31 protein-coding genes and 1 pseudogene are annotated in these 26,509 nt (G+C 57.6%); 19 read left to right on the plus strand and 13 right to left on the minus strand.

Annotated elements, in window-relative coordinates; all coding sequences use genetic code 11:
* From ACXAH0_RS18320 to ACXAH0_RS18330, 3 genes are read left to right on the plus strand one after another with little or no spacing between them, the layout of a single operon-like run.
* The gene (locus tag ACXAH0_RS18320) at positions 1-750 is read left to right on the plus strand and encodes an ABC transporter ATP-binding protein (RefSeq protein ID WP_475181137.1); all 750 of its coding nucleotides are present in this window, start codon (positions 1-3) and stop codon (positions 748-750) included.
* Entirely contained in the window at positions 747-1,457 is a 711-nt protein-coding gene (locus ACXAH0_RS18325) for an ABC transporter ATP-binding protein (protein WP_475193909.1), read from the plus strand. Before ACXAH0_RS18320 ends, ACXAH0_RS18325 begins: the two co-directional genes overlap by 4 nt.
* Positions 1,458-1,473: 16 nt before the next feature.
* A complete protein-coding gene (locus ACXAH0_RS18330) occupies positions 1,474-1,944 on the plus strand; it encodes an L-2-amino-thiazoline-4-carboxylic acid hydrolase (RefSeq protein ID WP_475181129.1) in 471 nt (156 codons plus the stop codon).
* A 196-nt stretch (positions 1,945-2,140) separates the two neighbouring features.
* Here ACXAH0_RS18330 and ACXAH0_RS18335 read toward each other — a convergent pair whose 3' ends face one another.
* Genes ACXAH0_RS18335 through ACXAH0_RS18355 form a run of 5 tightly spaced genes read right to left on the minus strand, consistent with a single transcriptional unit; the run spans position 2,141 to position 4,522 of the window.
* The gene (locus ACXAH0_RS18335) at positions 2,141-2,383 is read right to left on the minus strand and encodes a hypothetical protein (protein ID WP_475193910.1); all 243 of its coding nucleotides are present in this window, start codon (positions 2,381-2,383) and stop codon (positions 2,141-2,143) included.
* Between the two features lie 9 nt (positions 2,384-2,392).
* Positions 2,393-2,611, minus strand: coding sequence for an SDR family oxidoreductase (locus ACXAH0_RS18340; RefSeq protein WP_475193912.1), 219 nt, complete (start codon positions 2,609-2,611; stop codon positions 2,393-2,395).
* Between the two features lie 11 nt (positions 2,612-2,622).
* Entirely contained in the window at positions 2,623-3,432 is an 810-nt protein-coding gene (locus ACXAH0_RS18345; protein WP_475193913.1) for an SDR family NAD(P)-dependent oxidoreductase, read from the minus strand.
* A gap of 3 nt (positions 3,433-3,435) precedes the next feature.
* Positions 3,436-3,918 carry a VOC family protein gene (locus ACXAH0_RS18350; protein ID WP_475193914.1) on the minus strand — a complete coding sequence of 161 codons (483 nt, stop codon included), beginning with the start codon at positions 3,916-3,918 and terminating at the stop codon, positions 3,436-3,438.
* A complete protein-coding gene (locus ACXAH0_RS18355; RefSeq protein ID WP_475193915.1) occupies positions 3,911-4,522 on the minus strand; it encodes a cupin domain-containing protein in 612 nt (203 codons plus the stop codon). Before ACXAH0_RS18355 ends, ACXAH0_RS18350 begins: the two co-directional genes overlap by 8 nt.
* Before the next feature lie 80 nt (positions 4,523-4,602).
* Between ACXAH0_RS18355 and ACXAH0_RS18360 the strand changes: the two genes are divergently transcribed.
* The 4 genes from ACXAH0_RS18360 to ACXAH0_RS18375 all read left to right on the plus strand — a co-directional run bounded on the left by ACXAH0_RS18360 (position 4,603) and on the right by ACXAH0_RS18375 (position 8,433).
* On the plus strand, positions 4,603-6,249 hold the full coding sequence (locus ACXAH0_RS18360) for a phytoene desaturase family protein (protein ID WP_475193919.1): 1,647 nt from the start codon (positions 4,603-4,605) through the stop codon (positions 6,247-6,249).
* The gene (locus ACXAH0_RS18365; protein ID WP_475181106.1) at positions 6,249-6,485 is read left to right on the plus strand and encodes a hypothetical protein; all 237 of its coding nucleotides are present in this window, start codon (positions 6,249-6,251) and stop codon (positions 6,483-6,485) included. Before ACXAH0_RS18360 ends, ACXAH0_RS18365 begins: the two co-directional genes overlap by 1 nt.
* A gap of 409 nt (positions 6,486-6,894) precedes the next feature.
* A complete protein-coding gene (locus tag ACXAH0_RS18370; RefSeq protein WP_475193920.1) occupies positions 6,895-7,506 on the plus strand; it encodes an SGNH/GDSL hydrolase family protein in 612 nt (203 codons plus the stop codon).
* Positions 7,507-7,962: 456 nt separating this feature from the next.
* On the plus strand, positions 7,963-8,433 hold the full coding sequence (locus ACXAH0_RS18375; RefSeq protein ID WP_475186444.1) for a winged helix-turn-helix transcriptional regulator: 471 nt from the start codon (positions 7,963-7,965) through the stop codon (positions 8,431-8,433).
* On the opposite strand, the gene ACXAH0_RS18380 is transcribed toward ACXAH0_RS18375, so the two are convergent.
* From ACXAH0_RS18380 to hisD, 4 genes are all read right to left on the minus strand, one after another.
* Positions 8,423-9,061 (minus strand): TetR/AcrR family transcriptional regulator, encoded by a 639-nt coding sequence (locus tag ACXAH0_RS18380; protein WP_475193923.1) that lies wholly within the window; start codon positions 9,059-9,061, stop codon positions 8,423-8,425. The two genes, ACXAH0_RS18375 and ACXAH0_RS18380, sit on opposite strands and share 11 nt — an antisense overlap.
* Positions 9,062-9,127: 66 nt before the next feature.
* Positions 9,128-10,138, minus strand: coding sequence for an SMP-30/gluconolactonase/LRE family protein (locus tag ACXAH0_RS18385; RefSeq protein WP_475193927.1), 1,011 nt, complete (start codon positions 10,136-10,138; stop codon positions 9,128-9,130).
* Positions 10,135-10,890 (minus strand): SDR family NAD(P)-dependent oxidoreductase, encoded by a 756-nt coding sequence (locus tag ACXAH0_RS18390; RefSeq protein ID WP_475186434.1) that lies wholly within the window; start codon positions 10,888-10,890, stop codon positions 10,135-10,137. The genes ACXAH0_RS18385 and ACXAH0_RS18390 overlap by 4 nt, the downstream gene beginning before the upstream one ends.
* Positions 10,890-12,227 (minus strand): histidinol dehydrogenase, encoded by a 1,338-nt coding sequence (gene hisD / locus ACXAH0_RS18395; RefSeq protein ID WP_475193931.1) that lies wholly within the window; start codon positions 12,225-12,227, stop codon positions 10,890-10,892. The genes ACXAH0_RS18390 and hisD overlap by 1 nt, the downstream gene beginning before the upstream one ends.
* An 88-nt stretch (positions 12,228-12,315) precedes the next feature.
* Between hisD and ACXAH0_RS18400 the strand changes: the two genes are divergently transcribed.
* The 7 genes from ACXAH0_RS18400 (at position 12,316) to ACXAH0_RS18430 (ending at position 18,794) form a co-directional block, all read left to right on the plus strand.
* Positions 12,316-13,224: an NAD-dependent epimerase/dehydratase family protein gene (locus ACXAH0_RS18400; RefSeq protein WP_475186428.1), complete on the plus strand. Its 909-nt coding sequence runs from the start codon at positions 12,316-12,318 to the stop codon at positions 13,222-13,224.
* Positions 13,225-13,233: 9 nt separating this feature from the next.
* Positions 13,234-14,199, plus strand: a complete 966-nt coding sequence (locus ACXAH0_RS18405) for a fumarylacetoacetate hydrolase family protein (protein ID WP_475193935.1) — start codon at positions 13,234-13,236, stop codon at positions 14,197-14,199.
* A 9-nt stretch (positions 14,200-14,208) separates the two neighbouring features.
* Positions 14,209-15,372 carry an alpha/beta hydrolase family protein gene (locus ACXAH0_RS18410; protein ID WP_475193940.1) on the plus strand — a complete coding sequence of 388 codons (1,164 nt, stop codon included), beginning with the start codon at positions 14,209-14,211 and terminating at the stop codon, positions 15,370-15,372.
* A 103-nt stretch (positions 15,373-15,475) separates the two neighbouring features.
* On the plus strand, positions 15,476-16,240 hold the full coding sequence (locus tag ACXAH0_RS18415) for an ABC transporter permease (RefSeq protein ID WP_475193942.1): 765 nt from the start codon (positions 15,476-15,478) through the stop codon (positions 16,238-16,240).
* A gap of 23 nt (positions 16,241-16,263) precedes the next feature.
* Positions 16,264-17,028 (plus strand): ABC transporter permease, encoded by a 765-nt coding sequence (locus ACXAH0_RS18420; protein WP_475193946.1) that lies wholly within the window; start codon positions 16,264-16,266, stop codon positions 17,026-17,028.
* A gap of 22 nt (positions 17,029-17,050) precedes the next feature.
* Positions 17,051-17,821, plus strand: a complete 771-nt coding sequence (locus ACXAH0_RS18425; RefSeq protein WP_475186414.1) for an ABC transporter ATP-binding protein — start codon at positions 17,051-17,053, stop codon at positions 17,819-17,821.
* 103 nt (positions 17,822-17,924) lie between these two features.
* Positions 17,925-18,794: an ABC transporter substrate-binding protein gene (locus ACXAH0_RS18430; protein ID WP_475186412.1), complete on the plus strand. Its 870-nt coding sequence runs from the start codon at positions 17,925-17,927 to the stop codon at positions 18,792-18,794.
* Positions 18,795-18,883: 89 nt separating this feature from the next.
* Here ACXAH0_RS18430 and ACXAH0_RS18435 read toward each other — a convergent pair whose 3' ends face one another.
* Together ACXAH0_RS18435 and ACXAH0_RS18440 are read right to left on the minus strand one after the other, a co-directional pair.
* Complete coding sequence (locus tag ACXAH0_RS18435) at positions 18,884-19,672, minus strand: glutathione S-transferase family protein (RefSeq protein ID WP_475193952.1); 789 nt, start codon at positions 19,670-19,672, stop codon at positions 18,884-18,886.
* A gap of 1 nt (position 19,673) precedes the next feature.
* Positions 19,674-20,282 carry an NAD(P)-dependent oxidoreductase gene (locus tag ACXAH0_RS18440; protein ID WP_475186409.1) on the minus strand — a complete coding sequence of 203 codons (609 nt, stop codon included), beginning with the start codon at positions 20,280-20,282 and terminating at the stop codon, positions 19,674-19,676.
* Between the two features lie 70 nt (positions 20,283-20,352).
* Between ACXAH0_RS18440 and ACXAH0_RS18445 the strand changes: the two genes are divergently transcribed.
* Complete coding sequence (locus ACXAH0_RS18445) at positions 20,353-21,078, plus strand: SDR family NAD(P)-dependent oxidoreductase (RefSeq protein ID WP_475186406.1); 726 nt, start codon at positions 20,353-20,355, stop codon at positions 21,076-21,078.
* Between the two features lie 12 nt (positions 21,079-21,090).
* On the opposite strand, the gene ACXAH0_RS18450 is transcribed toward ACXAH0_RS18445, so the two are convergent.
* Positions 21,091-22,128, minus strand: coding sequence for an SDR family NAD(P)-dependent oxidoreductase (locus tag ACXAH0_RS18450; RefSeq protein WP_475193955.1), 1,038 nt, complete (start codon positions 22,126-22,128; stop codon positions 21,091-21,093).
* Between ACXAH0_RS18450 and ACXAH0_RS18455 the strand changes: the two genes are divergently transcribed.
* The 4 genes from ACXAH0_RS18455 to ACXAH0_RS18470 all read left to right on the plus strand — a co-directional run bounded on the left by ACXAH0_RS18455 (position 22,009) and on the right by ACXAH0_RS18470 (position 25,891).
* Positions 22,009-22,875: a LysR family transcriptional regulator gene (locus ACXAH0_RS18455; RefSeq protein WP_475193958.1), complete on the plus strand. Its 867-nt coding sequence runs from the start codon at positions 22,009-22,011 to the stop codon at positions 22,873-22,875. The two genes, ACXAH0_RS18450 and ACXAH0_RS18455, sit on opposite strands and share 120 nt — an antisense overlap.
* Before the next feature lie 64 nt (positions 22,876-22,939).
* The gene (locus ACXAH0_RS18460) at positions 22,940-23,815 is read left to right on the plus strand and encodes a fumarylacetoacetate hydrolase family protein (protein ID WP_475193961.1); all 876 of its coding nucleotides are present in this window, start codon (positions 22,940-22,942) and stop codon (positions 23,813-23,815) included.
* Positions 23,775-24,764 carry a VOC family protein gene (locus ACXAH0_RS18465; protein WP_475186393.1) on the plus strand — a complete coding sequence of 330 codons (990 nt, stop codon included), beginning with the start codon at positions 23,775-23,777 and terminating at the stop codon, positions 24,762-24,764. The genes ACXAH0_RS18460 and ACXAH0_RS18465 overlap by 41 nt, the downstream gene beginning before the upstream one ends.
* Positions 24,761-25,891 carry an FAD-dependent oxidoreductase gene (locus ACXAH0_RS18470; RefSeq protein WP_475193964.1) on the plus strand — a complete coding sequence of 377 codons (1,131 nt, stop codon included), beginning with the start codon at positions 24,761-24,763 and terminating at the stop codon, positions 25,889-25,891. Before ACXAH0_RS18465 ends, ACXAH0_RS18470 begins: the two co-directional genes overlap by 4 nt.
* A gap of 351 nt (positions 25,892-26,242) precedes the next feature.
* Here ACXAH0_RS18470 and ACXAH0_RS18475 read toward each other — a convergent pair.
* A pseudogene (locus tag ACXAH0_RS18475) lies at positions 26,243-26,509 on the minus strand (IS3 family transposase); the annotation flags it as partial.

Here is a 26,509-nt window from a genome sequence, read left to right on the forward strand (position 1 = left end):
ATGCTTGACGTCGACACCGTTTCCCGCCAGTTCGGCGGCCTGATGGCCGTGGACAGTGTCACCACTTCTGTGGGCGAAGGCGAACTGATTGGCTTGATCGGCCCCAATGGCGCGGGCAAGACCACCCTCTTCAATCTGATCTCCGGCTTCACGCCGGTCTCCTCAGGCGAAATCCGCTACAGGGGAGCCAGGATCAGCGGCCTGAAACCGTCTGCCATAGCAGCAAAAGGCATCTCCCGCACGTTCCAGAACCTGCGGGTGTTTCCCAACATGACCGTCTTTGACAATGTCTCGGTCGGGGCGGTCGGAGCCATTGGACAGTCGCCGTTTCAGGCGGTTCTGGCAGGCTCACAACGGTCGCGGGAGATTTCCGAACGCAGCTGGGAAGCGCTTGAGCGGGTCAATCTGACCCAGTATGCCAATGATCTGGCCGCCAACCTTGCCTACGGCAAGCGCAAATATCTGGAGATCGGCCGGGCGCTTGCCATGACCCCCGATCTCCTGATCCTGGATGAACCGGCAGCGGGTCTGAACGATTCTGAAACCGCCGAACTCGCCGCCTTTATCAAGGACCTGCATGCGGGCGGCCTGACCATCATGCTGGTCGAACATGATATGGGGCTGGTAATGAGCATTTGTGAACGGATTGTCGTTCTGGCGTCGGGCCGGAAAATCGCCGATGCGGATCCGGCCACCGTGCGGCAGACACGGGAGGTTCTGGAAGCCTATTTGGGGGTGGAGGAGGAATGAGTCTTCTGGAGATAGACAATCTGGCCCTGCGGATCGGCGTTCAGGACATCCTGCACGGTATCAGTCTGGAGCTGCCGGAAAAGGGCATCTTCGCCATTCTCGGGGCCAATGGGGTCGGCAAGACCAGCCTGATGCGTTGCATTTCGGGCATCTACAGCCCCACCGGAGGAGAGATCCGCTACAATGGTGACAATCTCGCCGGGCTGAAAAGCTACCAGATCGTGGACAAGGGCATCTTGCAGGCCCCGGAAGGCCGGCAGATCTTTTCCAACATGTCAGTGCTGGAAAATCTCACCATAGGCGGCGGGCCGCTCAAGACCCGGGAACTGGACCATGTGCTGAGCCTGTTCCCGAAACTGAAAGAACGGCTGAAACAGGGAGCCGGTTCTCTTTCCGGCGGCGAACAGCAGATGCTGTGCATTGGCCGGGCGCTGATGCGCAAACCCAAAGTGTTGCTGCTGGACGAGCCATCCCTGGGCCTGGCCCCCATGCTGGTGCGGTTCATTTTTGACCTGGTTGAGCAAATCCGTGCGGAAGGCTATGCCATTTTGATCGTGGAACAAAACGCAAAGGCGGCCTTGCGCATTGCCGATCAGGCCGCCGTGATCGAGGGTGGGCGGATCATCATGTCCGGCCCCGCTGCCGAACTTGCAAGTGACAGCCGGGTGGCCGATGCCTATCTTGGCGGCCACACGCCTGCAAGCTGATACAGGGAGGACCCCGATGACACTTCCCATGATTGAAAAACGGCGCATTGAGGCGTCAATCCTCAAATGTGTGTTTGACGTTCTGGCCGAGCGTCATGGCCGTGCCGAGGCCGAAGCGGTGATCGGCGAAGCGGTGTCAAACTCCGCCATCGCCCAGGGACAGGAGTTCCGCGACAAGGAAGAGCAGGAGCCAACCCTTGAGGATTTCGCCGCCCTGCTACCCTTATGGCAAATGGATGATGCGCTGCAGATCGAGGTGCTGGACAAAGCGCCTGACAAGCTGGATTTCAACGTCAAGCGTTGCCGCTATTCGGAAGTCTATAAAGAAATGGGCCTCGGCGACATCGGCCATCTCCTGTCCTGCAACCGGGATGGCGATTTCTGCATCGGCTACAATCCGAAGATGGAACTGACCCGGACACAGACCATCATGAAGGGCGCCCCCCATTGCGACTTCCGCTACCGCCTTAAACCGGACGAGACATAGCGCAAATCGCATTTCACCGGATGCGCCTGTCGCGGCCGGGCATCAGAGATCACAAAGCAAACGACAAGCAAGACAACGGCCCCCTTTTCAGCCTTCCTTTGGAAATGGGGTCCGTTCGTTTTACGGATGATACCCAGCTTGCCAGCCGCAATTTCTTCCGGTGCTTCAATCCTGGACATAAATTCCCGATAGCCGGTCAGAGCCCCTTCCCGATATGGATGATTGGCTGATAGAGATCGACATCCAAAAATGCAAAGGCAATTGGGCCGCATCGGATGTAGTCAAACTTCGGTCCGTCTATCTTGATCACGTCGACATTGTCGATATTGGAAACCTCCAAAGAGGCTCTCATCCAACTTTCATCGTTGTTTTTGAAAAAACATGCGCAGAGAAGGATTTTCCCAAGCTGCTCGATGTCGTGATTGGCTTGCGGATCCACGCCCCCCCCTCAAAAGGGTCCAGTGCGGACCCCATAGAGCCCAACTCGATCGGCAATTGTTGATCCGCCGTCGGCCGTCAGCGCAGCACTTTTGATGATGGACGCCTTGCTGGAGCACAGGTAGGCCATCACGGCGGTGACCTCTTCCGGGTCTACTGGGCGGCCGAGCGGGACATCTTTGGTGCCGTGGGCATAGGCCTCTTCCACCGACACCAACCCGGTGCCCAAGTGATGTCAAATCAGCCTTTAAAGAACCTTTGCAGTCTGGCAAAGCCCGGGATATGGGACGAGGTGCCGCCGTCGGCTGCCATGGCCTGCCCGGTGATGTAACGGGCTTCGTCGGAAGCAAGGAACGCAACAAGATGCGCGATATCATCCGGGGCACCGAGATACGGGGTGAGTGTCTCTTCTTCCACGGTTTCGCGCAGTTCAGGCGGCAGATTGCCGAGCGCTGACGAAGTTCCTGTGAGACCCGGAAGAACGGCATTACAGCGGATTCCCCGCTTGCCATGGCTGGTGGCAATGGACCGTGTCATCTGGATCACGGCCGCCTTGGAGGCCGAGTAGGCCGCCTGGATGACATTGCCCTGCAGCGCCAGGTTGGACGCGGTGTTGATGATCGAGCCGCTTTTTTGAGGTGTCATGATCTTCAAGGCTTCCCGGCAGGCGATCATGGTGCCGCGGGTGTTGACATGGAAGGTCCGGTCCCAGTCTTCCGTCGCCATATGCTCGATATCGAGATCCCGCTGGGCCATTTCCGGCGTCAGCAGCGCCGCATTATTGTTAATCGCGTCCAGGCGGCCATAGGCCTCCAGCGTCGCCTTGAACATGGCGAATATACTGTCCTCATCGCCCAGATCCACATAGACGGACTGCGCCTCCGCGCCGCCGGCCCGCAGCTCTTCGGCCAGAGCTGCAGCCCGGTCTTCTGAAATATCGGCAATCATCACCCGGGCACCATGGGCTGCCATGATACGGCAAACCGCACCGCCAATGCCCCCTGCACCGCCAGTTACCATCACGGCCTTGCCCTTAAGCGAATAGCTCATCTGTTACTCCGGAAAATCATTTGCATTAACGATCTCCACCAGGAGATCACAGGGATCTTTGAAAAAGAAGGCCTTGGCGGGTTCCCGGCCGGGTTTAAGGGATGGATCATCTTCGACAACCATCGGCTTGCCGACCTCACGGATGATGCCGACGATTTCAACATCATCGCGGGCCTGCAGTATTTCCAGCGCCGCCTGGCAGCTGCCGACGGAAAAACAGGGATGCTTGATGCCTTGGACGCCCAGATCCGTGTTCGGCGCATGGGCATGGGCCGGCACCGGCTCCGATCCCTGCTTTTCGAACAGTTCGAAGCGGAAGTCATCCCGCCGCAGGAAGGCGATCTTCGTGCCGATGGCCTCGATATCAAACCGGCTTTCCAGCTCCAGGCCGAACACCTCGCCGTAAAAGGCGATGGCCCGGTCGATATCGCGCACCGAAAAGCCGGCGTGGTGCCATTTCAGGTCGGGAAACAATCCATCAGGCATCGGCCAGCCCCTTGACGGCCGCATCATGCGCGTCTTGCTTGGCGGCAAGGTCAATTTCAAATTGGCCGTCAGTCAAGACAAACAGCATTCTGGTAATGTTGTCCGTCCGGTTGGTCCAGGCATGAATTGTGCCCCGCTGGACCACCATGTCGCCCTCTTCCAGAACCACTTCACTGTCATCCAGCAGCAATACGATTTGCCCCTTTAAGACAAGGCCGTAATCGATGCTCTCGGTGCGGTGCATCAAAGGGTGGCGCCCCGAAACCGTGTGGTCTGCATTCTCCGCCAATCCGACCGTCTCAAAGAGAGCCCGGGCGGTTTCCTTGTCAAACTTCGGGCCCTCGGGCCCCTCTGGCGGCAAGTCGACGATGCGGACAATCGTCCCGTGCGCCGGAGGCGCCGTATCGCGGTGAATGTCGGTCGGCTCTTCCTCTGTTTCGCCGATTGGACACGGCATCTGGCGTGTGTTCCAAAGCTCGTGAAACGCGAGACCGGGCTGGTGATCAGGACGGGTCACGTGAGGCGGAACGCCATCAGACAACACCACCGCCTTCCCGGTTTCATCATGGCCTGTCACCACCCGCCGAACGTTTTTTGACACCATAATGCACACCCTCCGTTATTTGGTTGGTCGTATAAATAACTTTCTTTGAGGTGTGAGCGCAAGTCAAGCCGGGAACAAAAATGTGCCTTCTTTTCAGAAGCGAATGTCCAGATTTAAATAGGTCTCAGCAATTCTGGGAGGACTTGATGCGTAGCTATGACGTCGTCGTTATGGGTGCGGGGCACAACGGCCTGGTGGCCGCGTGTTACCTGGCCAAAGCCGGCAAGAAGGTTCTGATTCTCGAACGCCAGCCTTTTCCGGGCGGTGGCGTTGTAACGCGGGAGCTGAACACGCCGGGTTACCGGCATGACCTGCACAGTTCCTGCCACATCATGATTCAGGGTAACCCGATGCTGACCGAGGATGAACTCGGTCTGAAGGCGAAATACGGGTTGAACTACCGCTACTCGGATGTGCCCTATGCCTCGATCTTTCCGGATGGAAAGACGCTGATCACCTACAAGGATCTCGACAAGGCCTGCGCTGAGATCGCCAAATTCAACGCCAAGGACGCCGAGACCTACCGCGCCTTCGCGCAGCGCTCGATGGACATGCTGCCGATGTTTGCCAGCGGGCTCTATTCTCCCCCCCTCCCATTGGGCCCCGCAATGGCGATGTTCGACAGCTCTGATGAGGGCCGCCTGATCCTGGACGCGATGAGCCGCTCCTCGCTCGATCTCGTCAATCAGTATTTTGAAGGCGACCACATCAAGATTCACCTGTTGAAGCTGGTGACTGAAAATCTGCAGCTGCCCGATGAACTTGGCACCGGCATGGGCATCTTCCTGATGCCCGGGATCATTCACAAATGGGGGGTGAGCCAACCGATTGGCGGCTCCGGCGGCCTGACCGACGCGCTGGTGTGCTGCTTCGAAGATCTGGGCGGCGAGTTGCGCCTGGAAGCGGAAGTCTCCAAGGTTCTCGTCGAAGGCGGGGAAGCCAAGGGCCTGCAGCTGACAACAGGCGAAGAGTTCCGCGCCAAGGACGGTGTGATTGCTGCTCTGCATCCGCGGGTTCTTTCGAAATTCGTTGAGGGCATCGACCCGGCCGTCGAGCGGCGCTGCCAGGCGGTCAATCCGTCGCCCCAGTCCCTGTTTGTGTCTCACTACGACTTGAAGGAACGCACGAAATACACCGCCGGTGAGGAAATCACCTCGGCGACCATGCTTGAGTACTTCCCGTATGAAGACATGGACAGCCTGATGGATGATTTCGATTATCTGCGCCGCAAGCGCATTTCGCCGCGCCGCCTGCTCGGTGGTGGCGACGAGACCCATGGCGATCCGACCCGGGCGCCGGAAGGGGCCGGGATCTTCCACTCCATCACCATGGCGCCTTACTGTATCGACGGGAAAACGCCGGAATACTGGGATGAGTACAAGGAAGAATATGCTGCAGAGACCCTGAAGCAATATCAGCACTTCATCTCCAACCTGACGGAAGACAACATCATTGCAGCGTCCCATTGGTCGCCGCTGGATATGGAGCGCTCGTCGCCAAATTCCTTCGTGCTGGGTGATATGCATGGCTGCGCGCCCTACGTCTATCAGACCATGGGGCACCGCCCGACGCCGGATCTCGGCCAATACACGGTGCCGGGTGTGGACGGGCTGTATCTGGTCGGGCCGTTCATGCACCCGGGCGGCGGGGTTTATGGCGCGGGCCGCGCGACGGCCATCCGCATGTTCGATGATTTGGATATCGATTTTGAGAGCGTGGCAGCCTGATGAAACTTCTCGATTCTACCGGCAAAGAACTGATGACCGTCTCCAAGCTTGCGGCGGATGACCGGAACTTTCTGGTCATCAAGGGCAAGATTTTCGGAGCCATGCCCATGGCGGCAAAGCTCTCGCCTGAAGAGGCGCGGGCCGCGCTGAAGCTTCTGGATGCAAAAACCATCTGGTTTATCCTGACGCTTTTGTTCCGCAAGTCGAAGCCGGCACAAAAGAAAAAGCGCGGCTGAGCCCTCAGCGCCTAACCTGGCTGAGCCCTCAGCGCCCAACCTGAATGGGGGCGCAGAGCAAAAGACAAAGCCGAACCCCGTGGCCCATCAGGGCTTTCGGGGTTGGCACATATTTTAAAAATCTGAAACAGTTAAGAAACCGCGACGTCCCAGGCCCAGGCTGGTACGGACGTCAATCGCCCGCTTTGCGCCCACAAATTGGTCATTCACCAGCGCCCCAACTCGTCCGGAAAGCCGCCGTTCGTCGCACGGGAACCGGGCATTCGCCGCCAAGTGAACGAACGACCGATATGCGGACTTTGTTGCCGTTGCCGAAGGTCGCAGGAACGACTACTTTTGATGGGTATTTGAATTCGACGCCCAATCAGATAGTCAGTGTCGGCACAGAAATTCGCGAAAGACCGAACTGATGACCGAGAAGCATATTTGTCTGATGGGTGACTCCATTTTCGATAATGATGCGTACATTCCAGGTGAACCCAGTGTCATCGAACAGATGCGGCGTTCAATTCCTAAAAACTGGTCTGCCTTCAAAGTCGCTGTAGACGGCGACTGTATTGAGGATATCCCAAACCAGTTGGTGAAAGTGCCGACGCATGCGACGGATATCGTCGTGAGCATAGGTGGCAATGATCTCATGAAATTTCGTCATCTGCTGACGCAAACTGCGCAAGGCACAAAACTTGAGCAACTCATTGCTTCACCGCTTGAGGATTTTAAGATCGCATATGGTTGGATGCTGGACACGGTCTCAAAACGTGGTCTCGCAGTAAGCGCCTGCACCATTTACACGGCAATCCCCTTCGTAGAGCCGGAAATGAGGGATCACGCACCATCTGCGATTTGTGCTTTCAATTCGCTAATCCTGCATCTTGCGAAATCTCGCGGTGTGCCAGTGATCCGACTGGACTTGGCTTGCACCGACAAAAACGACTTCTCGGAGATGTCTCCCATTGAGCCATCCTCGCAAGGCGGACAGAAGATTATCGACGCAATTCTTCAAACTCTTGAGCAAAGCTGATCGAGAACGCTGACTAGTTTGGCGTTTCACCAGAGCGGACATTGGCGCAACTTGCAGCATCAGTCAATTTGGGCTCCAAGCAGACGTTCGCCGCAGACTGATCGAACGTCCCGTTGGGCCGGAAGCGACTGCGAGCCGCCCTGGCGCGCCTGTCTGCGTCGCTAGCCGGAGCCGCTTTGCTTGCAACCACACTTAGGGTCGGGACTGGGGCTGAGACCGGCCTTTTTCTCATCAAGACAAAGACGGGGTCGCACCCTGGGCTCCGGCCCGGCGCTGCCGCTGTACGCTTGCGGTCCCGCCAAGCCGCCCGGCCATCAGCCTTCCCCCCCCCAGCCCGGACGCCAGCCCAGACGCCAAGCTGGTCCCCCGCCTGTGAACCGGGGCCCGGCTGTGTGCATCCGGGCTTTCGTGTGCCTGGATCTGTCTGTATGATCCCGCCGGTTCATAGGGGGGACAATGGACGCAGAAGAATTTGCAAGGGTGTTGAGCGTCGGCGAGGCCGCCGCCGTGCCGGAAGGAGATCCCCGGGTCAGCGGGCTTGCGGCCCTTGCCCGCTCCATGGGCAGTCCGCCCCCGGCCAAGGATGCTCCGCCGCGTGAAGTGATCTCGCGTTTGGGCGACAACTGGTCGCCTTTGATCTTGAAAATACTGGAGACCGGTCTTTACCGCCATGCCACACTGAAACGGCTGGTGGGCGCTCTCTCCTCGGAAGGGGAAATTTCTCAGCGGATGCTGACGCTTAGGCTCAAGGCCTTGGAGCGCGATGGCTTTGTCTCACGCCATGTGGAGGCCACGGTGCCACCCCGCGTCACCTATGGCCTGACGCCGCTCGGCCAGAGCCTGACCCGGGAATTCAACCGGCTTCTTCTTTGGATTGAGGCGCACAGCCCGGCCATTGAAAAGGCCCGCTCGGACTTCAGCGGGTAACGCTTGCCATGCCGGCAACGACGAAATTAAGCAGCGGACCGTAAGCCGCCCTCAGATCGGCGGCCTTGAATTTCCCTTCGGTCAAGCGGTCGATCCGGCCATGCTGAGAGACGGTCGCCAGCATCAGATTCAGCATCATGGTGAACCCTCGCGCGACTTCCGCCTTTTCCGCATCGGGTAACACGCCTTTCAGCGCATCGATGAAGATTTGAGCCGTGGCATCGAAGTTCTCGGTCAGAACATCAAGCCATTGATTGCCGTCACCCAGGCGGCCGAGGACCTTGAAATAGTCTGCCCAACCGGGTTCCCCGCTTGTCGCCATATCAAACATTGGCCCCATAAACGCATCGATGATGGCTTCGATTGAGCGCTCTTCAAGGGCTTCCAGACGGGCGATCCGCTGCTCGCACAAAATGGCGGCGCGGCGGGCGATCACTTCTTCGAACAGCTTTTCTTTGGTTCCGAAGTGGTAGTGGGCAAGCGCCAGCGTCACTTCGGCCCGCTCGGTAATCACCCGCAGGGAGACCGCGTCAAACCCCTTCGATCCAAACAGCGCCTCTGCGGCATCAAGGATCTTGGCGCGGGTGATTTCGCCGTTGATCCTGGTCTGTCTTTGGGGTTTTGCCACAGGGCTCTCTCTCATCTTTCTTGTTTGGTTGAGTGTATAAGTAACGCTTCGGAAAAATCCAGCAATTTACCAGCCGAGCAGCGGATAACCAGCGACTGGGCTTTGGAAAAAGGGAATTCGGTTGCCCTGCAGCGATCCGAGATAAACCGTCTTCAGATCGGGCCCGCCGAAGGTCAAAGAGGCCATCCAAGGGCACAGCGTGCCGCGTGCGGCCTGCATCAGCTCTGGTGTCACCGTTCCCGCCTCCCAGGCCGCGTCAAGGGCGGCCAGAGGCTCCGGGTGTCCGCCCAGATCCAAAAGGGTGAGAAGATCGCCCTGCGGCGTAATGGCAACCAGCCGGTCGGCCATGATCAAGGTGGTCCAGAGGTTGCCATGGGCGTCAAAGGCCAACCCATCGCAGAACCCGCCGATATTGGACGGTCCATAGATCTCCCGCTCCGTGAGCCTATCCCCGCTGACCTTGAACCGGGTGATGTGACGCGCCGTGGTTTCAGCAACGTAAAGCCACTCTTCGTGCGGGTCAAAGCGCAGCTCATTGGTGCCGCACAGCCCGTCGGCGACGATCCGGGCACCTTTTTCGTCGATCAAGGCGATGTAGCCATCACGAGACATGGTTTTCACATGATCCGTCCAGGGCACCATCCGCGTTGTGACGGTGAGCCAGAGGCGGCCTTTCCGATCGCGGGTGACGAAATTGGCCTTGCCGATAGGCTGTCCGCCAATCTGATCCAGAAGAACTTCGGTCTCGCCGTCGCGGCTCATGCGTTCCAGCCGGTCTGTGCCGAAATTGGCAATCAGCAGGCTGCCATCCTGATCGAAGGCGAGACCATTGGGCAAGCTGCCCTGGGTCATGACCAGCCGGTCTTCAAAGCTCTGCGCGGTGTTGCGGTCCTGTCCCTTTTGCAGGATCAGCGCCTGCTGGCCGTCGGGATCGATGCGCATGACGCCGCCACGGGCATCGGCGGCCCACAGGGTGCCATCCCGCTCCGCCAGGATACACTCGGGCCGCTCCAGGCCGGACCCGATAAATCTCAGACCGGCCGGGTCCACCTGGAAACTGCGTAAGGGATTGGTCATTCGGCGGTCCAGCCTCCATCGACAGTGAGCGTGGTGCCCGTCATCAGCGCCGAGGCGGGCGAAGCCAGAAAGACCACGGCCCCCATCAGGTCCTCGATCTTGCCCAGACGGCCAAGTTTGATCTTGTTGAGCACCGCCTCCAAGAAGGTCTTGTCCTCGAAGAACGGCCGGGTCATCGGCGTCTCGATAAAGGTCGGCGCGATGGCGTTGGAGCGGATGCCATGGGGCGCCAGGTCAAGGGCAAGCGCCTTGTTCAGCCCCTCAAGGCCCCATTTCGAGGCGCAATAGAGAGACCGGTTCGGTCCGCCCACCTGGCCCATCTGACTCGACATGTGAATGAGTGAGCCCGGTTCGCCCGCCTCCATCAATCCCTTGGCCACGGCCTGGGCGACAAAAAAGGCGGCCTTCAGATTGAGGTCGAGAACCGCGTCATAGTCGGCTTCGCTGACCTCCCAGGCCGGCTTGGGCCGGTTCGTCCCGGCGTTGTTGACCAGGATGTTGAACGGCCCTGCGGCGGCGATCTTGGCCTGGGTGGCGGCCAGATTGCTGACATCCAGCTGCAAGGCCTGGGCTTTCGGGCCGATGGCCTCCGCTGCGGCCTCAATCTCGCCGAGGCTTCTGGCGGCCAGCGTGACCTCCGCCCCGGCGGAGGCCAGCGCCACGGCGCAGCCGAGGCCAATGCCCCGGCCAGCCCCGGTCACCAGCGCACTTTGACCGGTGAGGTCGAAGGAAGGTGTGCTGGGCAGCTCCATCACGCGTCGACCAGATCGGCTCCGGCGACCGGCTCTGCCCCTTCTGCGTAAGGCACGTTCTGCCCGCCATAGCGGCGCACGCGCACATTGGCCTGCTCCGCATGGCCCTGAAAGCCCTCCAGCATGCACAGGCGCGAGCAATACCGCCCGACAAGCGCGGAAGCCTCGTCCGTGACCACCTTCTGGTAGGTGTGGGTTTTCAGGAACTTGCCGACCCACAGGCCGCCGGTGTAGCGCCCGGCCTTTTTCGTCGGCAGGGTGTGGTTGGTCCCAATCGCCTTGTCGCCATAGGCAACATTGGTGCGCGGGCCGAGGAAGAGCGCTCCATAATTGACCATGTTCTGCAGGTACCAGTCGTCCCGGTCGGTCATCACCTGCACATGTTCGGAGGCGATGTCATTGGCCACCTTCAGCATCTCGTCATGGTCGTCACAGACGATCACCTGGCCGTAGGTTTCCCAGGCCTTGCGCGCATGACCTGCGGTGGGCAGAATTTCCAAGAGACGCTCGATCTCAATCAGCGTTTCGCGGGCCAGCGCTTCCGACGTGGTCAGCAGAACGGCCGGGCTGTCCGGTCCATGCTCGGCCTGGCCTAGCAGGTCGGTCGCACACAGTTCCGCATCGACGGTCTCGTCGGCAATCACCATGGTTTCGGTTGGCCCGGCGAAAAGGTCGATGCCGACCCGGCCAAAAAGCTGGCGCTTGGCTTCCGCCACGAAGGCGTTGCCTGGGCCGACCAGCATGTCGACCGGCTGAATGCGCTCGGTTCCAACGGCCATGGCGCCAACCGCCTGGATGCCGCCAAGGGCATAGATCTCATCCGCCCCGGCCATATGCTGGGCGGCAACGATGGCCGACGCCGGCTTGCCCTGATAGGGCGGGGCGCAAGTGATGATGCGCGGCACGCCGGCAACCTTGGCGGTCAAAACGGACATATGAGCCGAGGCCAGCATCGGGTATTTGCCGCCGGGCACATAACAGCCGGCGTTTTGAACGGGAATGTTGCGGTGGCCGAGAAACACGCCGGGCATGGTTTCGACTTCCACATCGCGCATGGAATCTTTCTGGATCTGCGCGAAGTTGCGCACCTGCTCCTGGGCGAACTCAATGTCCTTGATGTCCTGGGCGGACATTTCGGCCAGGCAGGTGTTGATCTCGTCTGCGGTCAGCCGATAGTCGTCCCGGTCCCATTGATCGAATTTGATGGACAGGTCCCGGATGGCGGCATCGCCGCGCGTTTCGATGTCGGCGAGTGTTTGCTCAACAATTCCGCGCACTTTTTCGTCTGCGGCCTTCACGACTCCAGGGTCGATGCCCTCTTTCAAAACCATCGCCATCGCATTTCCTCCATAGCATTGCTTGCCAAATCAAAAACGGTTGAATATTAATTGGACGAACGACCAACTAATTTCAAGGCATAATTCCATGCGCGTTGCGATTATCGGGGCAGGGGGCTTTATCGGTCAGCGTGTGGCGCGCATCTTACGGCAGGATCCGGCGGTGTCCGGTCTGGTGCTGAGCGACGCTGTCCCTTTTGCCAGTGAGGCTTGCGATACGGTTGTCTCCGGCGATTTTTCTGATCCGTCCGTGCGGGCCCAGGCGGTGGAGGGGACGGATGCCGTCATCTTGCTGGCGGCCATTCTCGGCGGCGGTGCCGAGGCGAACTATGCTCTGGCGCGCAAGGTCAATGTGGATGCAGCGCTCGATCTGTTTGAACACCTGCGCGATACGAAACCTGAAACGCGCATGGTGTTTGCCTCGACCATCGCGGTTTACGCCAAACCTTTGCCGAACCCGGTCACCGATACGACGGCCATGGGGCCGACGATGGTCTATGGTGCGCAAAAGCTGATGATGGAAGCTGCACTCAGCAATTTCGCGGCCAAGGGCTGGCTCGATGGCGTGTCTCTGCGCCCGTCCGGGGTGATGGCCCGGGATGGGGCTGATGCCGCTTTGAAGACAGCGTTTCTCTCCAGGCTGTTCTGGTGCGTTAAGCGCGGCGAGGACATCACCGTGCCGGTTGCCGAGGGCAGCCGGACGTGGCTGACGTCCGTTGAGACGGTGGCGCAGAACTTCATCCATGCCGCCAAGCTGCCGGATCTCGGCGCTCAGCGGGCCTTTACGCTGCCTGCTCTGTCGCTGACGTTTTGGGAGCTTGTAGAGGCTTTGCGCCGGCAATTCCCGGACAGCCCATCCGTGGTCACATTTGAACCGGAGCAGGACATCATCGACCTGTTCGGCAGCTATCCGCTTCTGGAAACAAAAACTGCAGACAGCCTCGGCTTTCTCTGTGATGCCGATGCTGATGCGCTCGTACAAAACGCTTTGAGTTAGGGAAGAGATATGAAGCTTGCCACTTTACCAAATGGAACCAGCGACGGCCGTTTGCACGTCGTGAGCCGGGACCTTGCACGGGCCGAGCCAGCCACGGCCGCCCAGACGATGCTGGACGCACTTGAGCGCTGGGACGCGGTTGAAGCCGACCTGGCCGCGCAATATGCCCGCATCAACGAGGGCGCTGGCAGCCCGTTTGATCCTGCGGCTGCCATGGCGCCCCTGCCGCGGGCGTGGCAATGGCTTGATGCCTCTGCCTATATGTCTCATTCCATCTTGATGGATGCGGCTTTCGGGTTTGAGGAAAAGGTCCATCCGGATTTTCCGCTGATGTATCAGGGCATGTCCAATCAGTTCTTTGGTCCGGCGGAAGATATTCCGATGACCAGTGAGGAAGATGGAATTGATTTTGAGGCGGAGTTTGGCGTGATCACCTCCAAGGTGCCCTTTGGCGCTGCGCCGGAGGAAGCGGCCAAGCACATCCGTCTTCTGGTTCAGATCAATGACTGGTCCTTGCGCCGCCTGGCACCGGTTGAAATGAACACCGGCTTTGGCTGGATTCGGGCGAAACCGGCATCGGCCATGGCCCCTGTTGCCGTGACGCCGGACGAGCTTGGCCCGCAATGGCGCGATCAGCGGGTGGATCTGCCGTTGCATGTCTGGCGCAACGAGCAAAAATTCGGCGCCGCATCCGGGTATGAAATGGGCTTCGGGTTCGACGAACTGGTGTCCCATGCCGCCTACTCGCGAGATCTGCCGGCCGGCACGGTGGTTGGCGGCGGTACCGTCTCAAACAAGAATTACAGGAAAGTCGGTTCTTCTTGCATTGCTGAACGCCGCGGCATTGAACGGCTGGACACCGGCGAATCCAAAACGCCATTCTTGTCCTTCGGCGAAAGTGTCAAAATGGAAGTCACTGACACAAGCGGAGAGCCGGTGTTCGGCACCCTTCATCAAAAAGTAATTGGGGCTTGAGGACCGGGTATGGCGCTTTTTGAATTTTTTCCGAACTATGTTTGGAACCTGTCCCTGTCGATTGCCATCCAATCCGGCGCTGAGCTGGGTGAGATCATCGATATGTCCAAGCCTCTGCTGGAAAAAGCCGAGGCGGGTGAAGATGCGGGCACCGGCGAGTTCCTGCTGGAGTGGGTGAAGCAGGCAAATACGCTGTGCGAATTGGCGGCCGATGACGAGGCGAAGGGCCGGCTGTTTTCGGCGTCCGACAAGTTGCGCCGGGCGTCCCTCTATCTTCTGACGGCTGAGCGCATGCAGGGCCACGGCCACCCCGGGCGCATGGAAACCTTCGCCAGAGCGCTAGAGTGCTTTGACAAATACATCGAATATGGCGGTGAAAACTGCGAACGCGTCGAGATACCATATGGCAGCAACGTGCTGCCTGCTTATTTCACGAGGGCGGAAAACGTAGATGGGCCGGCTCCATGTGTTGTCTTCCTGAACGGATTGGACAGCTGCAAGGAGCTTTTATATTGGACGTGGCTGCCGCACGCACTTGCCAGGCGGGGTATTTCCTGTTTGTGCGTAGACCAGCCAGGCACCGGTGAAGCCATCCGCCTCCAGGGTCTGCACAGCCGATTTGATACAGAACACTACGGAACGCCGATTTACGAATATGCTGCATCAAGAAATGACATCGATGCCGATCGGGTCGGCATTTCCGGCATTTCACTCGGCGGTTATTACGTCCCGCGGATCGCAGCCTACGAACCCCGCTTTGCATCCGGCTCCGTATGGGGCGCCAATCACAATTGGGCGGAAGTTCAGCTAAAGCGGATGAAACGCGAAGGTGAAAACCCGGTTCCCCATTACTGGAAACACGTCTGGTGGGTCTTCGGTGCCAAGGACCAGGATGACTTTCTGGAGAAAACCAAAGGCATGGATCTCACCGGCCACATGGAGAAGATCAAGATGCCGTTCCTGATCACCCATGGATCCGGCGACCGCCAGATTGGCGTTGATTATGCGCATCAATCCTATGAGCAACTGACCGGCAGCGCCCGTCGCGAATTGAAGATATTCACGCCGCGCGAAGGCGGAATTGAGCATTGCGGCGCTGACAACATGGCCTATGGACGCAACTACAATGCGGACTGGTTCGCTAATACGCTCGGCGGCAAGCTCGGCATGTGAGGACTGAAATGGGAGGATCAATGCGCCTAAACTCTTGCTCTCCTGTCAAAACTTGTTATTGTTTGGTCGTCCGTTCAAATAAGCGGTGGGAGGCGTTCTGGTAATGGACAAGCTACTGCTCATAAGGCAGGTGTCAGTGTTTCTGGTCGTGTTGGCTTTTTGGGCCGTTGGTGATGCGATGACGTGGTTCAATCCCGATGTCATCCCGCCGATCGGGGATGTTGCCCGTGCCGCAGTCACTCTGTTTGAACGAACGGAGTTTCTGCCTGCACTCTGGTACACTTTGCGTGATTCACTAACAGGGGTTGCAATCGCAACCTTTCTGGCAGTGCCGGTCGGACTGTTGATCGGGATGTATCCCAAGGCAGAAGTCTCGACCCGTATTCTGGTGGACTTCTGCCGCTCCTTCCCTGTGATCGCGCTTATTCCGATCTTCATCTTGATCATTGGAACAAACCACATGACCAAGATCGCAATGATCACAATCGCCTGCTTCTTTCCGATCCTTGTTCAGACGATCTATGGAGCAAGACGGCTGGATCCTACGGTGGTAGACACTGTCGCAAGCTTCCGGATACCGCCCTTCATGCGTTTCCGCAAAGTCGTACTTCCGGCAGCCTCCCCCTACATTGCGACCGGGTTCCGCATTTCACTCAGCATCGCTATCCTGGTGGCCGTCGCAACCGAAATCCTGACTCAGGTTCCCGGTCTAGGAACCCAGGTCAGTCTTGCCCGGACCTTCAACGAAGTGGCGGTCGCCTTTGTGTATACGATTTATGCGGGTCTTTTGGGGGTCGCATTGACAGCCATCTGGGACCGCACCGAACGGCGGCTCCTGAATTGGTATCACAGGGAGGGCAGGTCATGAGTTCCTTTTTTGGCCGCAGGCTCATGTCCTGCATCTGGCTGTTCTGGCTGCCGGTTTTACTGATTGCGCTTTGGTGGTTCGGCTCATCCGGTTCAACATCGTTTTTCTTTCCGCCTCTCAGCAAAATCGTTGAGGTCACGCTACGCGACTTTTCCAATGGCATCCTCTCGATGCATCTGGCGGCCAGCCTCATGAACATGGCACTCGGGCTGATCGCCGCAACAATGATTGGTATCACGCTGGGTCTTGTAATCGGCGAAGCCAAGCCGCTCAGAGAAGCCACTGAGCCCTTTTTGAGCTTTATCCGGGCCATTCCTCCAGCGGCGATCGTACCTATTGTGATCGTTGCACTAGGAACCGGCCCGGCACCGAAAGTATTCATCATTGCCTTTGCCTGCGTTTGGCCGATCCTTTTGAACACGATCGACGGCGTTCGCGGCATCAATCCGCAGCTGATCGAAACCGCGCGGGCGTTCCGCATCCCGTTCGGTTTGCGTAACCGGAAAATCCTGATCATGGCCGCGTTACCGCAGATAATGGCCGGCATCCGGATTTCCCTGTCGATTTCCCTGGTCCTGATGGTGATCGGTGAATTCGTCGGAGCCAGCCAGGGAATTGGCTTTTATATCCGCGAAAAGAAGGAAGCCTTCTCTATGGCAGAGGCTTGGGGCGCAACGATACTGACGGGCCTGCTCGGATATCTCCTAAGTGCGACGTTCCTGTGGTTCGAACACCGGGCCTTGGCCTGGCATTTTCAAGATCGCGGCGACGGGCCGTCTGGTCCGTGAGAGGTAAAGGACGATGAACATAATGACAAAAATCGCCAAAGCTCCGCCCATGCGTGTTGAGAACCTCTCAAAGAGCTACGGCGAGATCGAGATCTTGAAGGGTATCGACCTTGAAGTCGCCCCGGGAGAGATCATCGCCATTGTCGGACCATCCGGCGTCGGCAAAACCACCCTGCTGCGCAGTCTGTCCGGGCTAACAGATTTGACCGCCGGGTCCGTCACAGTTGGCGAGGATGTGGTCAAAGGGCCGGTCAGAGAGATTGGTTTGGTGTTCCAGGATTATCGTGGGTCACTGATGCCCTGGATGCGGACATTGGAAAATGTTGCATTTCCGCTTGAAGGCAAAGGTGTGGCGAAAGCTCAGCGCGAAGAAATCGCCCGCAACTGTCTTGCTGATGTGGGGCTTGAACATGCCGCGCATCAATATCCCTGGGAACTCTCCGGCGGAATGCAGCAGCGGGTATCCATTGCCCGGACCCTCGCATATGACGCCCATATTCTGCTGATGGACGAGCCCTTCGGGTCCCTTGATGCTCAAACCAAACTGGTACTTGAGGACCTCGTCATCGATTTGCAGCGGCGGCTTGGAATCAGCGTGATCCTCGTGACCCACGATATCGACGAAGCCGTTTACATGTCGGACAGAGTTGTCGTCCTCAACGGAAAGCCGGCAGGGGTCGTGGATGTTGTCGACATCGAACTTGGGCGTATCCGCGAGCAGATCGCGACAAAATCCGATCCGAAATTCGTAGAAGCCCGAAATCGCGTCATGCGCGAAATCATGGAGAAATAACACCAAAGAAGAGCGTTGGGAGGAATGTATGACTTCTTTTTGGATAAAAGCAGGGTTGGCAGCCGCCGTGACAATGTCGTCAGCAGCGGCGTTCGCAGGCGACATGACCAAGATTGTCGTCAACCGGTCGCCGGTTGGAACGTTTCAAGGCCTCGTTTTGGCAGACAAGCTCGGTTACTTCAAAGAGCGCGGGATTGAGGTTGAATTGCGAGTGGGAACATCTCCGGATGCCGCAATTGCCGAGCTGATCTCCGGGCAATCCAATATCGCCATGACCGGCGCGGTCCCGCTTGTTGCAGCCGTCGCGAACGGTTTGCCGGTTGCGGCCGTCCTTAACGCACAGGACCAGGGAGAGGTTCAAACCGAAGGCATGCTTGTTCTTCCTGACAGTGACATTAAGGACGTTGCCGACTTCAAAGGCAAAAAGATCGGCCTACCGGGAATTGCCAGCCCGCAAGGACTGGTTGTCCTTGAAGCTCTGGAAAAAGTCGGCCTTGGGCGGGAAGACGTTGAACTTGTGAACCTTCCCTTCCCGGGTGTTTTGCAAACAATCGAATCTGGTGGCGTGCACGCGGGCATGCCAGTCGGCCTGTTCTATGATCTTGGGGTCAAGAAGGGGCTGCGCGAAATCAAAAAAGTGCGGTCTGAGCTCCTACTGGGTGTGCCCGCGGTCCTTTTTGCTGCCAATACAAAATGGGCTGATGAAAACGCCGAAGTGCTATCAAAGTTCATCGAAGCCATGGTCCTGGCGCACGAATATGCCAATGAGCATGTCGAGGAAGTTCGTGACATCGACATGGAATTCACCAAGTTGCCGCATGACTATCTGAAAACCCGGTCTTTTGCCGGATTGCACTCCGATTTCGACAGCGCGACCTGGGACAAGCAGAACGCTCTTTTGGCAAAACACGGTTTCATCAGCCGCGCGCCTGCCTCGGATGAATATATCTGGAGCGGAGCCCCACGCCGCTGATAGCCGCGAAAAACTGGTTTCTTAGCTACTTCAGAATCTAGAGGGACGGGACTGAGATCAGCCCCGTCCCTTTAGATTGTTCCAGCCATTTATTGAAGTTTTGTCGCAATCACCGGCCAGGCTTTTCGTCCAGCAGCCTGGTAAGACTCCTCCACTGCAGCGGTGTAATAGGCCTGCACCGCCACTTCATAACTTGGTCTCTTGCGTGACCGGTCTATCCAGTCTGCGATCCCGTCAAAACGGCCCTTGTAAAGACCGGCAAGTCCGAGACGGCGGACCCGATCCGCGTAGGCCAGCAGCGCGCAATCGGCAAGACTGTATGTCTCTGCGACCAACCATTGGCTGTTTGCCAACGCCGCACTCATATCCTTGAAGGTGCTGTCCATTACAGACACCGCGCCCTCAACAAAATGGGACGCGGCTCCGGTTTGCATCAAGTCACGTCGCTTTTCGCGAATTTCTCCGGTCATTGATGCCGACAACCAGTCTTCAACCTGCTCAGGCGACATGGAGTTTAAGACCTGTTCGCGGATGACAGTCGCAAAAGTCAGCGAGTTGATTGCAGCATGGATTTCGATACAGCGGATCAACCACAAACGGGTTTGCCATAGAGCGCTTCCGTGGTGAGGCATCAACCGGGGTTCAGCCAACGCATCGAGATATTCGATGATCACACTGCTCTCGCGGATCACCGAGCCATCCTCGGCAACAAGCGTCGGAACAACACCGTTCGGATTCAGCTCCAGATAGGCCGGTGTCTGGTGCTGCCCCTTTGTCATGTCCAGATCCCGGCTCTCCCAAGAAAGCCCTTTCTCTGCCATAGCCAGCCGCACTTTCTGTGAGCAAACGCTCGCACCGGAATGATAAAGGGTTATCATCTCAATAGCCGATCGTGAAACGCTGCCCGATGTATTTTGGCTGTTCCAGTTCGTCGGCAACCGCAATCGCAAAATCCTCAAAGGATATTTGGCTGTCGCCAGTGTTATCGAACAAAAGATGGTCTTTGCCATATCTGAACTTGCCGGTACGCTCTCCTGGAACAAAGAAGCGCGACGGTGAGATATAGGTCCAGTCCAGGCCTTCTGTGTCTTCAAGAAGATCGAGAAGATAGCCGCCGCGCACAGAATTGGGCTTGGCCGGGGGCGGGAAGTTCGGATCGTCAAATTCCTTGACGCCGCTCGGGCCGATCAGGCTGCCGGCGCCGCCCACCACAACGTAGCGTTTAACGCCGCTGTCCAGCACCGCCGGCACCAGAACATCCGGGTCGAGATCCAGAAACTTAACGGACGAGACAACCGCATCGTGGCCTTTGACCGCTTCAGCCAACGACACCCGGGACCCATCCGTTTTAACTGCAGTCACAAGGTCACCGGCAGAAATTTTTTCAGGGTTCCGCACAATGCCCGTCACACGATGCCCGCGATCTGTCAGTTCATTCAAAACGCGGGAGCCGGCTTGGCCGCTTGCTCCGATTAAGGCGACGCGCATTCATTCCTCCTCATTGTAATATCTTCTTTTATTGTTTATACGTTCAACCAAATAAGAGGGCAAGAATGATATGCGACTTGAAGGAAAAACAGCCGTTGTAACCGGCGCTGGCCGGGGCATTGGGCGCAAGATTGCCGAGATGATGGCCCAGGAAGGGGCAAAGGTTCTGGCCGTCGACATCAATGCGGCCGCTCTGAACTCCATCAACGGCTGCCAAACCCATGCCGCAGATCTGACCGACGAAGCTGCGGTTGCCACTTTGGCAGAACGTGCTGCCACGCTTGGACCGGTCCACATCCTCGTCAATGCGGCGGCGTTGGTTGTGTTCGGCTGGATTGATCAACTTGACTATTCGGATTGGCAGAAGACGCTCAAGGCGGAAGTTGACAGCGTGTTTCTGGTAACCAGGGCACTGTGGCCGCAGCTGAAGTTGGAAGGCGGGTCCATCGTCAACTTTTCATCCGCAAGTGCACATGTTGCGCTGGATGGCCTGCCTGCCATCGCCCACACGGCTGGAAAAGGTGCCGTTCTGTCCATGACACGGCAACTGGCAATGGAAGGCGGCGGTCACGGTATCCGTGCCAATTCAATCGCCCCGGGTTTCACTGTGACAGAAGAGACTGAACAGCATCTGGACAAAGCCGACATGATGGCTTCTGTCCGGGCGAAACTGATGATCGAAAGATTGGGCCAGACCGAGGACATTGGATATCTGGCGATCTATCTGGGGTCCGATGAAAGCGGCTTTGTCACCGGTGCAGATTTCTCGATCGACGGCGGCGCGACTGCCTGGTGATCCAGGGCGAAGTCAGCTGCCGTCTGAAACAATCGTGCCACCATCCACGACGATGGACTGACCGGTCATGAATGCACCTCCTGCCGAAGCAAGATAAACGGCGGTGGCTGCAATTTCAGATGGCTGGCCGACACGGCGCAGGGGGGTTGCCTGCAGGCGGCGCTGCATGAAAGCTTCATTTGCCATCAGCCCGCTTGCAAACGGTGTTTCAATCAACCCTGGAACAATCGCATTGGCGCGGACATTCGACGGGCCCCATTCCACGGCAAGTGTCCGGGCAAGCTGGATAAGTGCGGCTTTGGTCAGCGAGTAAACACCGATAGCACCATTGCCGCGCAGGGCGGACAGGCTAGACATGAGAATGATAGAGCCGCCCCCCAGACCACGCATATGCGGCGCCACCTTTGCCGACAGCCAGACGGCTGCATCCAGGTTCACCTGAAATGTCTTCCGGTACACCGTGTCCTCGACGTCGCCAATGGGGCCGACATGCCCTTCCATTCCCGCATTTGAAACCAAAATATCGAGCTGACCCAGCTCATTTACCGTATTGTCAACCAGTGCTTCCGCTGCTGCCCGGTTTGACAAGTCCACCATTGTCCCCTTTGCGGAACCCGATCTACGTTTGTTGAGACCGGCTTCGGCCTGTTCAAGCATATCGGTGTCTTTGCTGGCGATCAGAACACGCGCACCAGCATCAACGTATGCCTCGGCGATCGCAAGGCCGATACCGCTGGAACCGCCTGTAATGAGGGCGGTTTTACCCGTCAGGTCAAAAAGCTGCATTATGAAAGCCCTCCCGTTTAGCCGAACCATAGAGTCTATACCGCTATTTAAAAAATCGATATAATCGATAAATGCGTGCTGTTTGATGGATATTAAATGCGCTTCAAAGGACTTGATCTCAATCTTCTTGTTGTTCTTGACACTTTGCTGACGGTCCGGAACGTCAGCAAGGCCGGAGAGCAACTCAATCTGAGCCAATCGGCGACAAGTGGCGCCTTGTCCAGGCTTCGGCAATATTTTGACGATGAATTGCTGGTCCAGCAAAAACGGTCAATGGTGCCGACCCCTATGGGAGCCGCCCTGGCGCCACGGGTCCGCAATGCCCTTCTGCAAATCGACGGAACGATCGTGTCAAAACCAGGATTTGATCCGTCAACCGCGGAACGGGACATCCGGATCATTGCATCCGACTACGTTATGGTGACGTGGCTCGCGCCGGTTCTGTCCACCATTTCCGGGGATGCTCCGGGGATCCGGTTCCGGATCGACCCTCCGACACGGGATCCGGTTGGACGCCTGGAAGCCGGCACAGTCGATCTGTTGCTGATGCCCGAGAAATACCTGTCAAAATCACATCCATCGGCAAAGTGCTTTGAAGACAAATATTGTATCATCGCCTGTGCTTCCAATCAGGAAATCGGCGACAATTTCAGTGTCGAAGATTTCTATGCCTCCCGCCATGTCGATGCGGCGTTCCCCACCCTTGCACCTGGGTATGCGGACTGGTTTACCCGCCAAAGTGGCCGGGAACGAAACGTAGAAGTCACTGTAGGAGAGTTCACGGTTTTACCTCATTTCGTGATCAACTCACCCCGGATTGCCTTGCTGCATTTGCGCCTTGCTCATCTGTATGCCGCGCAGTTGCCGATAAAGATCGTTCCAGCTCCGTTTCCCATTCCGAAACTGGTCGAAAGCCTTCAATGGCACAGGTTTGTCGAGGAAGACGATTGCCAGCGTTGGGTCAGGAACAAGATCCTCACCCACGGTGTTATCGATAAAACAGATAGATAAGATCGATAGAAACCGTTTCTCTCAATACAATTAATCAAGTATTTCTCGCATTGGGAGGAACAGAATGAATCATGAAGACATCTCCTTTGTCCTTGCAATGGCAACGGTCAATGGCAGTCCGCCGTTTCCGGTTGTCGTCTTGGACAATAACGCTGCAATTTCAATTGCAGCGTTGGCCCCGTTGTCTGCCCGTCTAGGGTCGGGTCTGACGGGCACTGGCAGCATTTATGATCTCCTTCAGAACTGGCAGCACAATCTCCCGGTCCTGAAGGCAACCATCAACGCACTTGATGACGCTAGCCTGGGAAAATACACGCGATCCGCGTTTGCGGCGCTTGAATTTTTCGATCTTCTGGCTCCCATTCCAACGCCACGGCAGATTTTCTCCTCTGAAGGAATGCCCATAAGCCGTCCGGTGTCGGTACTGGCTGGCCCAACGGCCAAAGTACCGGTACCTCCGGGAGCAAACCATCTGACTGCAGGGACATCCCTTGTTGTTGTTCTTGGCGCCCCCACCTATCTGGCCAGCGCGCAAGAAGCTGAGAGCTCAATTGCCGGCGTCATGGCCGCGTCCCGGTACCGGGACAATTTCGGCCGTGCTCTGTCGCCTGCCTTGCTGCCGATAGGTCCGTTTTTTGTCCCACTCGAATACTGCGACACCAGCCTGGACGGCCGAATTTCCTTCAACGGCGAAACTTCGGTCAACTCTTCGGAAATTCTCAGCGCCGCTTTCGATGCTGTCCACCAGGTTTCCGCGTCCTGTCATCTTTTTCCTGGCGATCTGATCGAGCTGCCAATGGGTCCGCAGGGAACTGCCCTGCTGCATAACGGGGACATCGTGGAAACGGCGATTTCCGGTCTTGGCCAACAAACAACAAATGTCATTGTGGAGAGCAAATATGCCGATCCTGGGAATGGAGACACTTCTCTACGGGGTTGAAGACCTCGACGAATGCACTCGTTTTTTTGACGATTTCGGACTGCCGCAGCATACCCGGACCAATTCCATGACCCATTACCGTCTGGAGGAAGGGTCCAACGTGATCTTGCGCCATTTGGACGACCCGGATCTGCCGGCAGGATTTGCAGACAAAGGAGTGAAGGAGATCACCTGGGGCGTGGACAGCCAGGATTCGCTGGATGCTCTGGCCGACCGCCTGGAAGCCCATCAGGAGATTTGCCGCGGCAGTGACGGGACCGTTCGCACAAAGGCCCCATCAGGTATGAACATTGCGCTCAAGGTCTGGGCCCGCAAAAAAGTGACCTATGCCCCAGACCCGGTCAATGCACCAGGGGCAATCAACCGTTTGAACGTTCAGCGCAAGTGGAAAACACGGGCGCGGCCAAAGACAATTACGCACACGGTCTACACGGTCCCCTCGCCGAAGGAAGAATTCGAATGGTACCGGGACATGTTGAATTTCCGCATGTCGGAAGAACAGATCGGCATGGGTTTTTACATGCGCTGTGACGGCGCGAACGAACATCACAACCTGTTTGTCATCGACATGAATTTCGGCCCCCTGCCCGGATACCCGGTGTTTCACCACACCAATTTCGGGGTCGAAGACATCGATGAGCTGATGGTCGGCACAAACTTCATGACACGGCGTGGCTGGAAAACCGGTGCCCTCGGGTCTGGCCGCCACAGAATTGCTTCAGCGCTGTTTTCCTATATTCAAAGCCCGGCCGGCGGCGAAGCCGAATACGGCGCTGACAGCGACTATTTGGATGACAACTGGATACCGCGCGAGTGGAACCAGGTATTCGCGACCTATAGCTGGATGCACAAAATTCCGGAATTCCTAGGAACGGATCAAAAGTGGCAGTACCGTCTCCATCCGGACTACGTGCCTGGCGGCGGCGGCGACAGCGAGTGGGAAAAATGAACGCTCTTCCAAAGTCAGCGCTTGTTGCCGGTGGCGGCATCGCCGGGATGTCCGCTGCGATCCGGCTCCTTGAAGAAGGGGGCAACGTGACCCTGTTCGACAAGGATCCAGCTTGGTCTGTTTACGGTGCAGGCATCACCTGTTCCCCCCTCACATTCAGAGCCCTATGTGATCTGGGCATTGGACCTGCTGTGCTGGAGCGCGGGGCGCGCCATGACGTGATTGCCCTTCATGATGTGTCAGGCAACCCGCTGAAAACCCTGCCGCTTCCGCGCCTTCAAGGAGACGGGCAACCGGCCGCGGGCGGCATCATGCGGCCGGACCTGCATGCGATCCTTTCCGAACGGGTCAAAACCCTTGGAGCCACAATTCGGCTTGGACTGACAATTGCATCGGTCTCACAAGACACCTCGGGCGCTGATGTGATCTTCAGCGACGGGTCAAAAGACCGGTTCGACATGATTATCGGGGCCGATGGTCTCTTTTCCGCGCTTCGCGGCACGGTTCTGAACGCAAAAGAACAACCACATTTCACCGGACAGGCGTGCTGGCGGGTCATGTTTGACCTGCCAGAGGAGTGGGACGGCACCGGGGCGATGTTTCTCAGCCCGCAACTGAAAGTCGGCTTTACGCCCTGTGCTCCCGGCAAAATGTACATGTATCTTCTGGAACATGTCCCGGACAATCCCTGGCGGGAACCTGAAGCCTTGCCAGGTCTGCTTAAGGACCTGCTCAAAACTGCCGGCGGCAAACTGGCGGACCTGCGGGACAGCGTCCACCCGGAAACACCCATAAACTATCGCCCATTGGAGAGCGTTCTTGTCGAAGGGCCTTGGTACAAGAACCGGACGGTGTTGATCGGCGATGCTGTTCACGCAACCACACCGCACCTTGCAGCCGGTGCCGGTCTGGCTGTAGAGGATGCCATCGTTTTGGTCCAGGAGCTGAAACGCAACGAAACGCTTGCAACCGCATTCGAAGCATTCCAGAAGCGACGCCAGGAGCGTGCCAAACTGGTCGTCAGCAACTCGCTCAAATTGGGTGAGCTTGAAATGCAAGGAGCGCCGCTGGAAGAGCAAGGCGGATTGATGCAGGCTTCGACCCAAGCCATCGCCAGTCCGTATTGATCTCTTCAAAGAAGCCTGAGGATGCTGACGCTGCCCCTAGGGAACCTAGTTGCCGCTGCCCAGAATACGGGCTCGGCACTTCGTTACGCCTCGGTCCAGTCATCGCCTGACCGGAACCGGAGCCTGATGACGTTTTTTCAGATAGGGTCTGCCCGATGAAACAGCCGCGTTTTTCTGTTTCAATCACCTTCAGAAAGCCCTCTTTGCTGGCAGGTCTGTCCAGATCGCTGTCAACTTCCAGCGCATGAGGCGCGATTTCATTGACACGTCCGACCGGGCCAGGTCCAGGGGACCAGCCGCAAAGATTGTCGTGTTCAGCGCGTCTTGAGACTTGGCGGTTGAAAGAGCGCTCCTGTAATTGGAGTTCCTTCGTTCATTGGCCAGTTCGCGCAGGCGGCCACGCAGCGCCGTGTCTGGTGCACGCTGCGCCTCGTAGCGGACCATTTTACGATCCGCCCCGGCAATCCAGCACGCCCGCCGTTCCGAGAGCCCGAGCAGGGACCCCAAGTGCGCGACCGCCTCGCGCTTCACGGCAGGCGTCACCACTTTTTTGAAACCAGCTCCTTCATGGCAGCCAGATCCAGCATTTGCTCGGCCAGAAGCTTCTTCAGCTTCGCG

The organism is Roseibium sp. AWQ4_290 (assembly GCF_056160985.1).

Bases quoted from the DNA above. Each gene is read 5' to 3' on its own strand.
- ACXAH0_RS18320 (WP_475181137.1), top strand. From the start codon at position 1: ATGCTTGACGTCGACACCGTTTCCCGCCAGTTCGGCGGCCTGATGGCC.
- ACXAH0_RS18325 (WP_475193909.1), top strand. From the start codon at position 747: ATGAGTCTTCTGGAGATAGACAATCTGGCCCTGCGGATCGGCGTTCAG.
- ACXAH0_RS18330 (WP_475181129.1), top strand. From the start codon at position 1,474: ATGACACTTCCCATGATTGAAAAACGGCGCATTGAGGCGTCAATCCTC.
- ACXAH0_RS18345 (WP_475193913.1), bottom strand. From the start codon at position 3,432: ATGAGCTATTCGCTTAAGGGCAAGGCCGTGATGGTAACTGGCGGTGCA.
- ACXAH0_RS18350 (WP_475193914.1), bottom strand. From the start codon at position 3,918: ATGCCTGATGGATTGTTTCCCGACCTGAAATGGCACCACGCCGGCTTT.
- ACXAH0_RS18355 (WP_475193915.1), bottom strand. From the start codon at position 4,522: ATGGTGTCAAAAAACGTTCGGCGGGTGGTGACAGGCCATGATGAAACC.
- ACXAH0_RS18360 (WP_475193919.1), top strand. From the start codon at position 4,603: ATGTGCCTTCTTTTCAGAAGCGAATGTCCAGATTTAAATAGGTCTCAG.
- ACXAH0_RS18365 (WP_475181106.1), top strand. From the start codon at position 6,249: ATGAAACTTCTCGATTCTACCGGCAAAGAACTGATGACCGTCTCCAAG.
- ACXAH0_RS18370 (WP_475193920.1), top strand. From the start codon at position 6,895: ATGACCGAGAAGCATATTTGTCTGATGGGTGACTCCATTTTCGATAAT.
- ACXAH0_RS18375 (WP_475186444.1), top strand. From the start codon at position 7,963: ATGGACGCAGAAGAATTTGCAAGGGTGTTGAGCGTCGGCGAGGCCGCC.
- ACXAH0_RS18385 (WP_475193927.1), bottom strand. From the start codon at position 10,138: ATGACCAATCCCTTACGCAGTTTCCAGGTGGACCCGGCCGGTCTGAGA.
- ACXAH0_RS18390 (WP_475186434.1), bottom strand. From the start codon at position 10,890: ATGGAGCTGCCCAGCACACCTTCCTTCGACCTCACCGGTCAAAGTGCG.
- hisD (WP_475193931.1), bottom strand. From the start codon at position 12,227: ATGGCGATGGTTTTGAAAGAGGGCATCGACCCTGGAGTCGTGAAGGCC.
- ACXAH0_RS18400 (WP_475186428.1), top strand. From the start codon at position 12,316: ATGCGCGTTGCGATTATCGGGGCAGGGGGCTTTATCGGTCAGCGTGTG.
- ACXAH0_RS18405 (WP_475193935.1), top strand. From the start codon at position 13,234: ATGAAGCTTGCCACTTTACCAAATGGAACCAGCGACGGCCGTTTGCAC.
- ACXAH0_RS18410 (WP_475193940.1), top strand. From the start codon at position 14,209: ATGGCGCTTTTTGAATTTTTTCCGAACTATGTTTGGAACCTGTCCCTG.
- ACXAH0_RS18415 (WP_475193942.1), top strand. From the start codon at position 15,476: ATGGACAAGCTACTGCTCATAAGGCAGGTGTCAGTGTTTCTGGTCGTG.
- ACXAH0_RS18420 (WP_475193946.1), top strand. From the start codon at position 16,264: ATGTCCTGCATCTGGCTGTTCTGGCTGCCGGTTTTACTGATTGCGCTT.
- ACXAH0_RS18425 (WP_475186414.1), top strand. From the start codon at position 17,051: ATGACAAAAATCGCCAAAGCTCCGCCCATGCGTGTTGAGAACCTCTCA.
- ACXAH0_RS18430 (WP_475186412.1), top strand. From the start codon at position 17,925: ATGACCAAGATTGTCGTCAACCGGTCGCCGGTTGGAACGTTTCAAGGC.
- ACXAH0_RS18435 (WP_475193952.1), bottom strand. From the start codon at position 19,672: ATGATAACCCTTTATCATTCCGGTGCGAGCGTTTGCTCACAGAAAGTG.
- ACXAH0_RS18440 (WP_475186409.1), bottom strand. From the start codon at position 20,282: ATGCGCGTCGCCTTAATCGGAGCAAGCGGCCAAGCCGGCTCCCGCGTT.
- ACXAH0_RS18445 (WP_475186406.1), top strand. From the start codon at position 20,353: ATGCGACTTGAAGGAAAAACAGCCGTTGTAACCGGCGCTGGCCGGGGC.
- ACXAH0_RS18460 (WP_475193961.1), top strand. From the start codon at position 22,940: ATGAATCATGAAGACATCTCCTTTGTCCTTGCAATGGCAACGGTCAAT.
- ACXAH0_RS18465 (WP_475186393.1), top strand. From the start codon at position 23,775: ATGCCGATCCTGGGAATGGAGACACTTCTCTACGGGGTTGAAGACCTC.
- ACXAH0_RS18470 (WP_475193964.1), top strand. From the start codon at position 24,761: ATGAACGCTCTTCCAAAGTCAGCGCTTGTTGCCGGTGGCGGCATCGCC.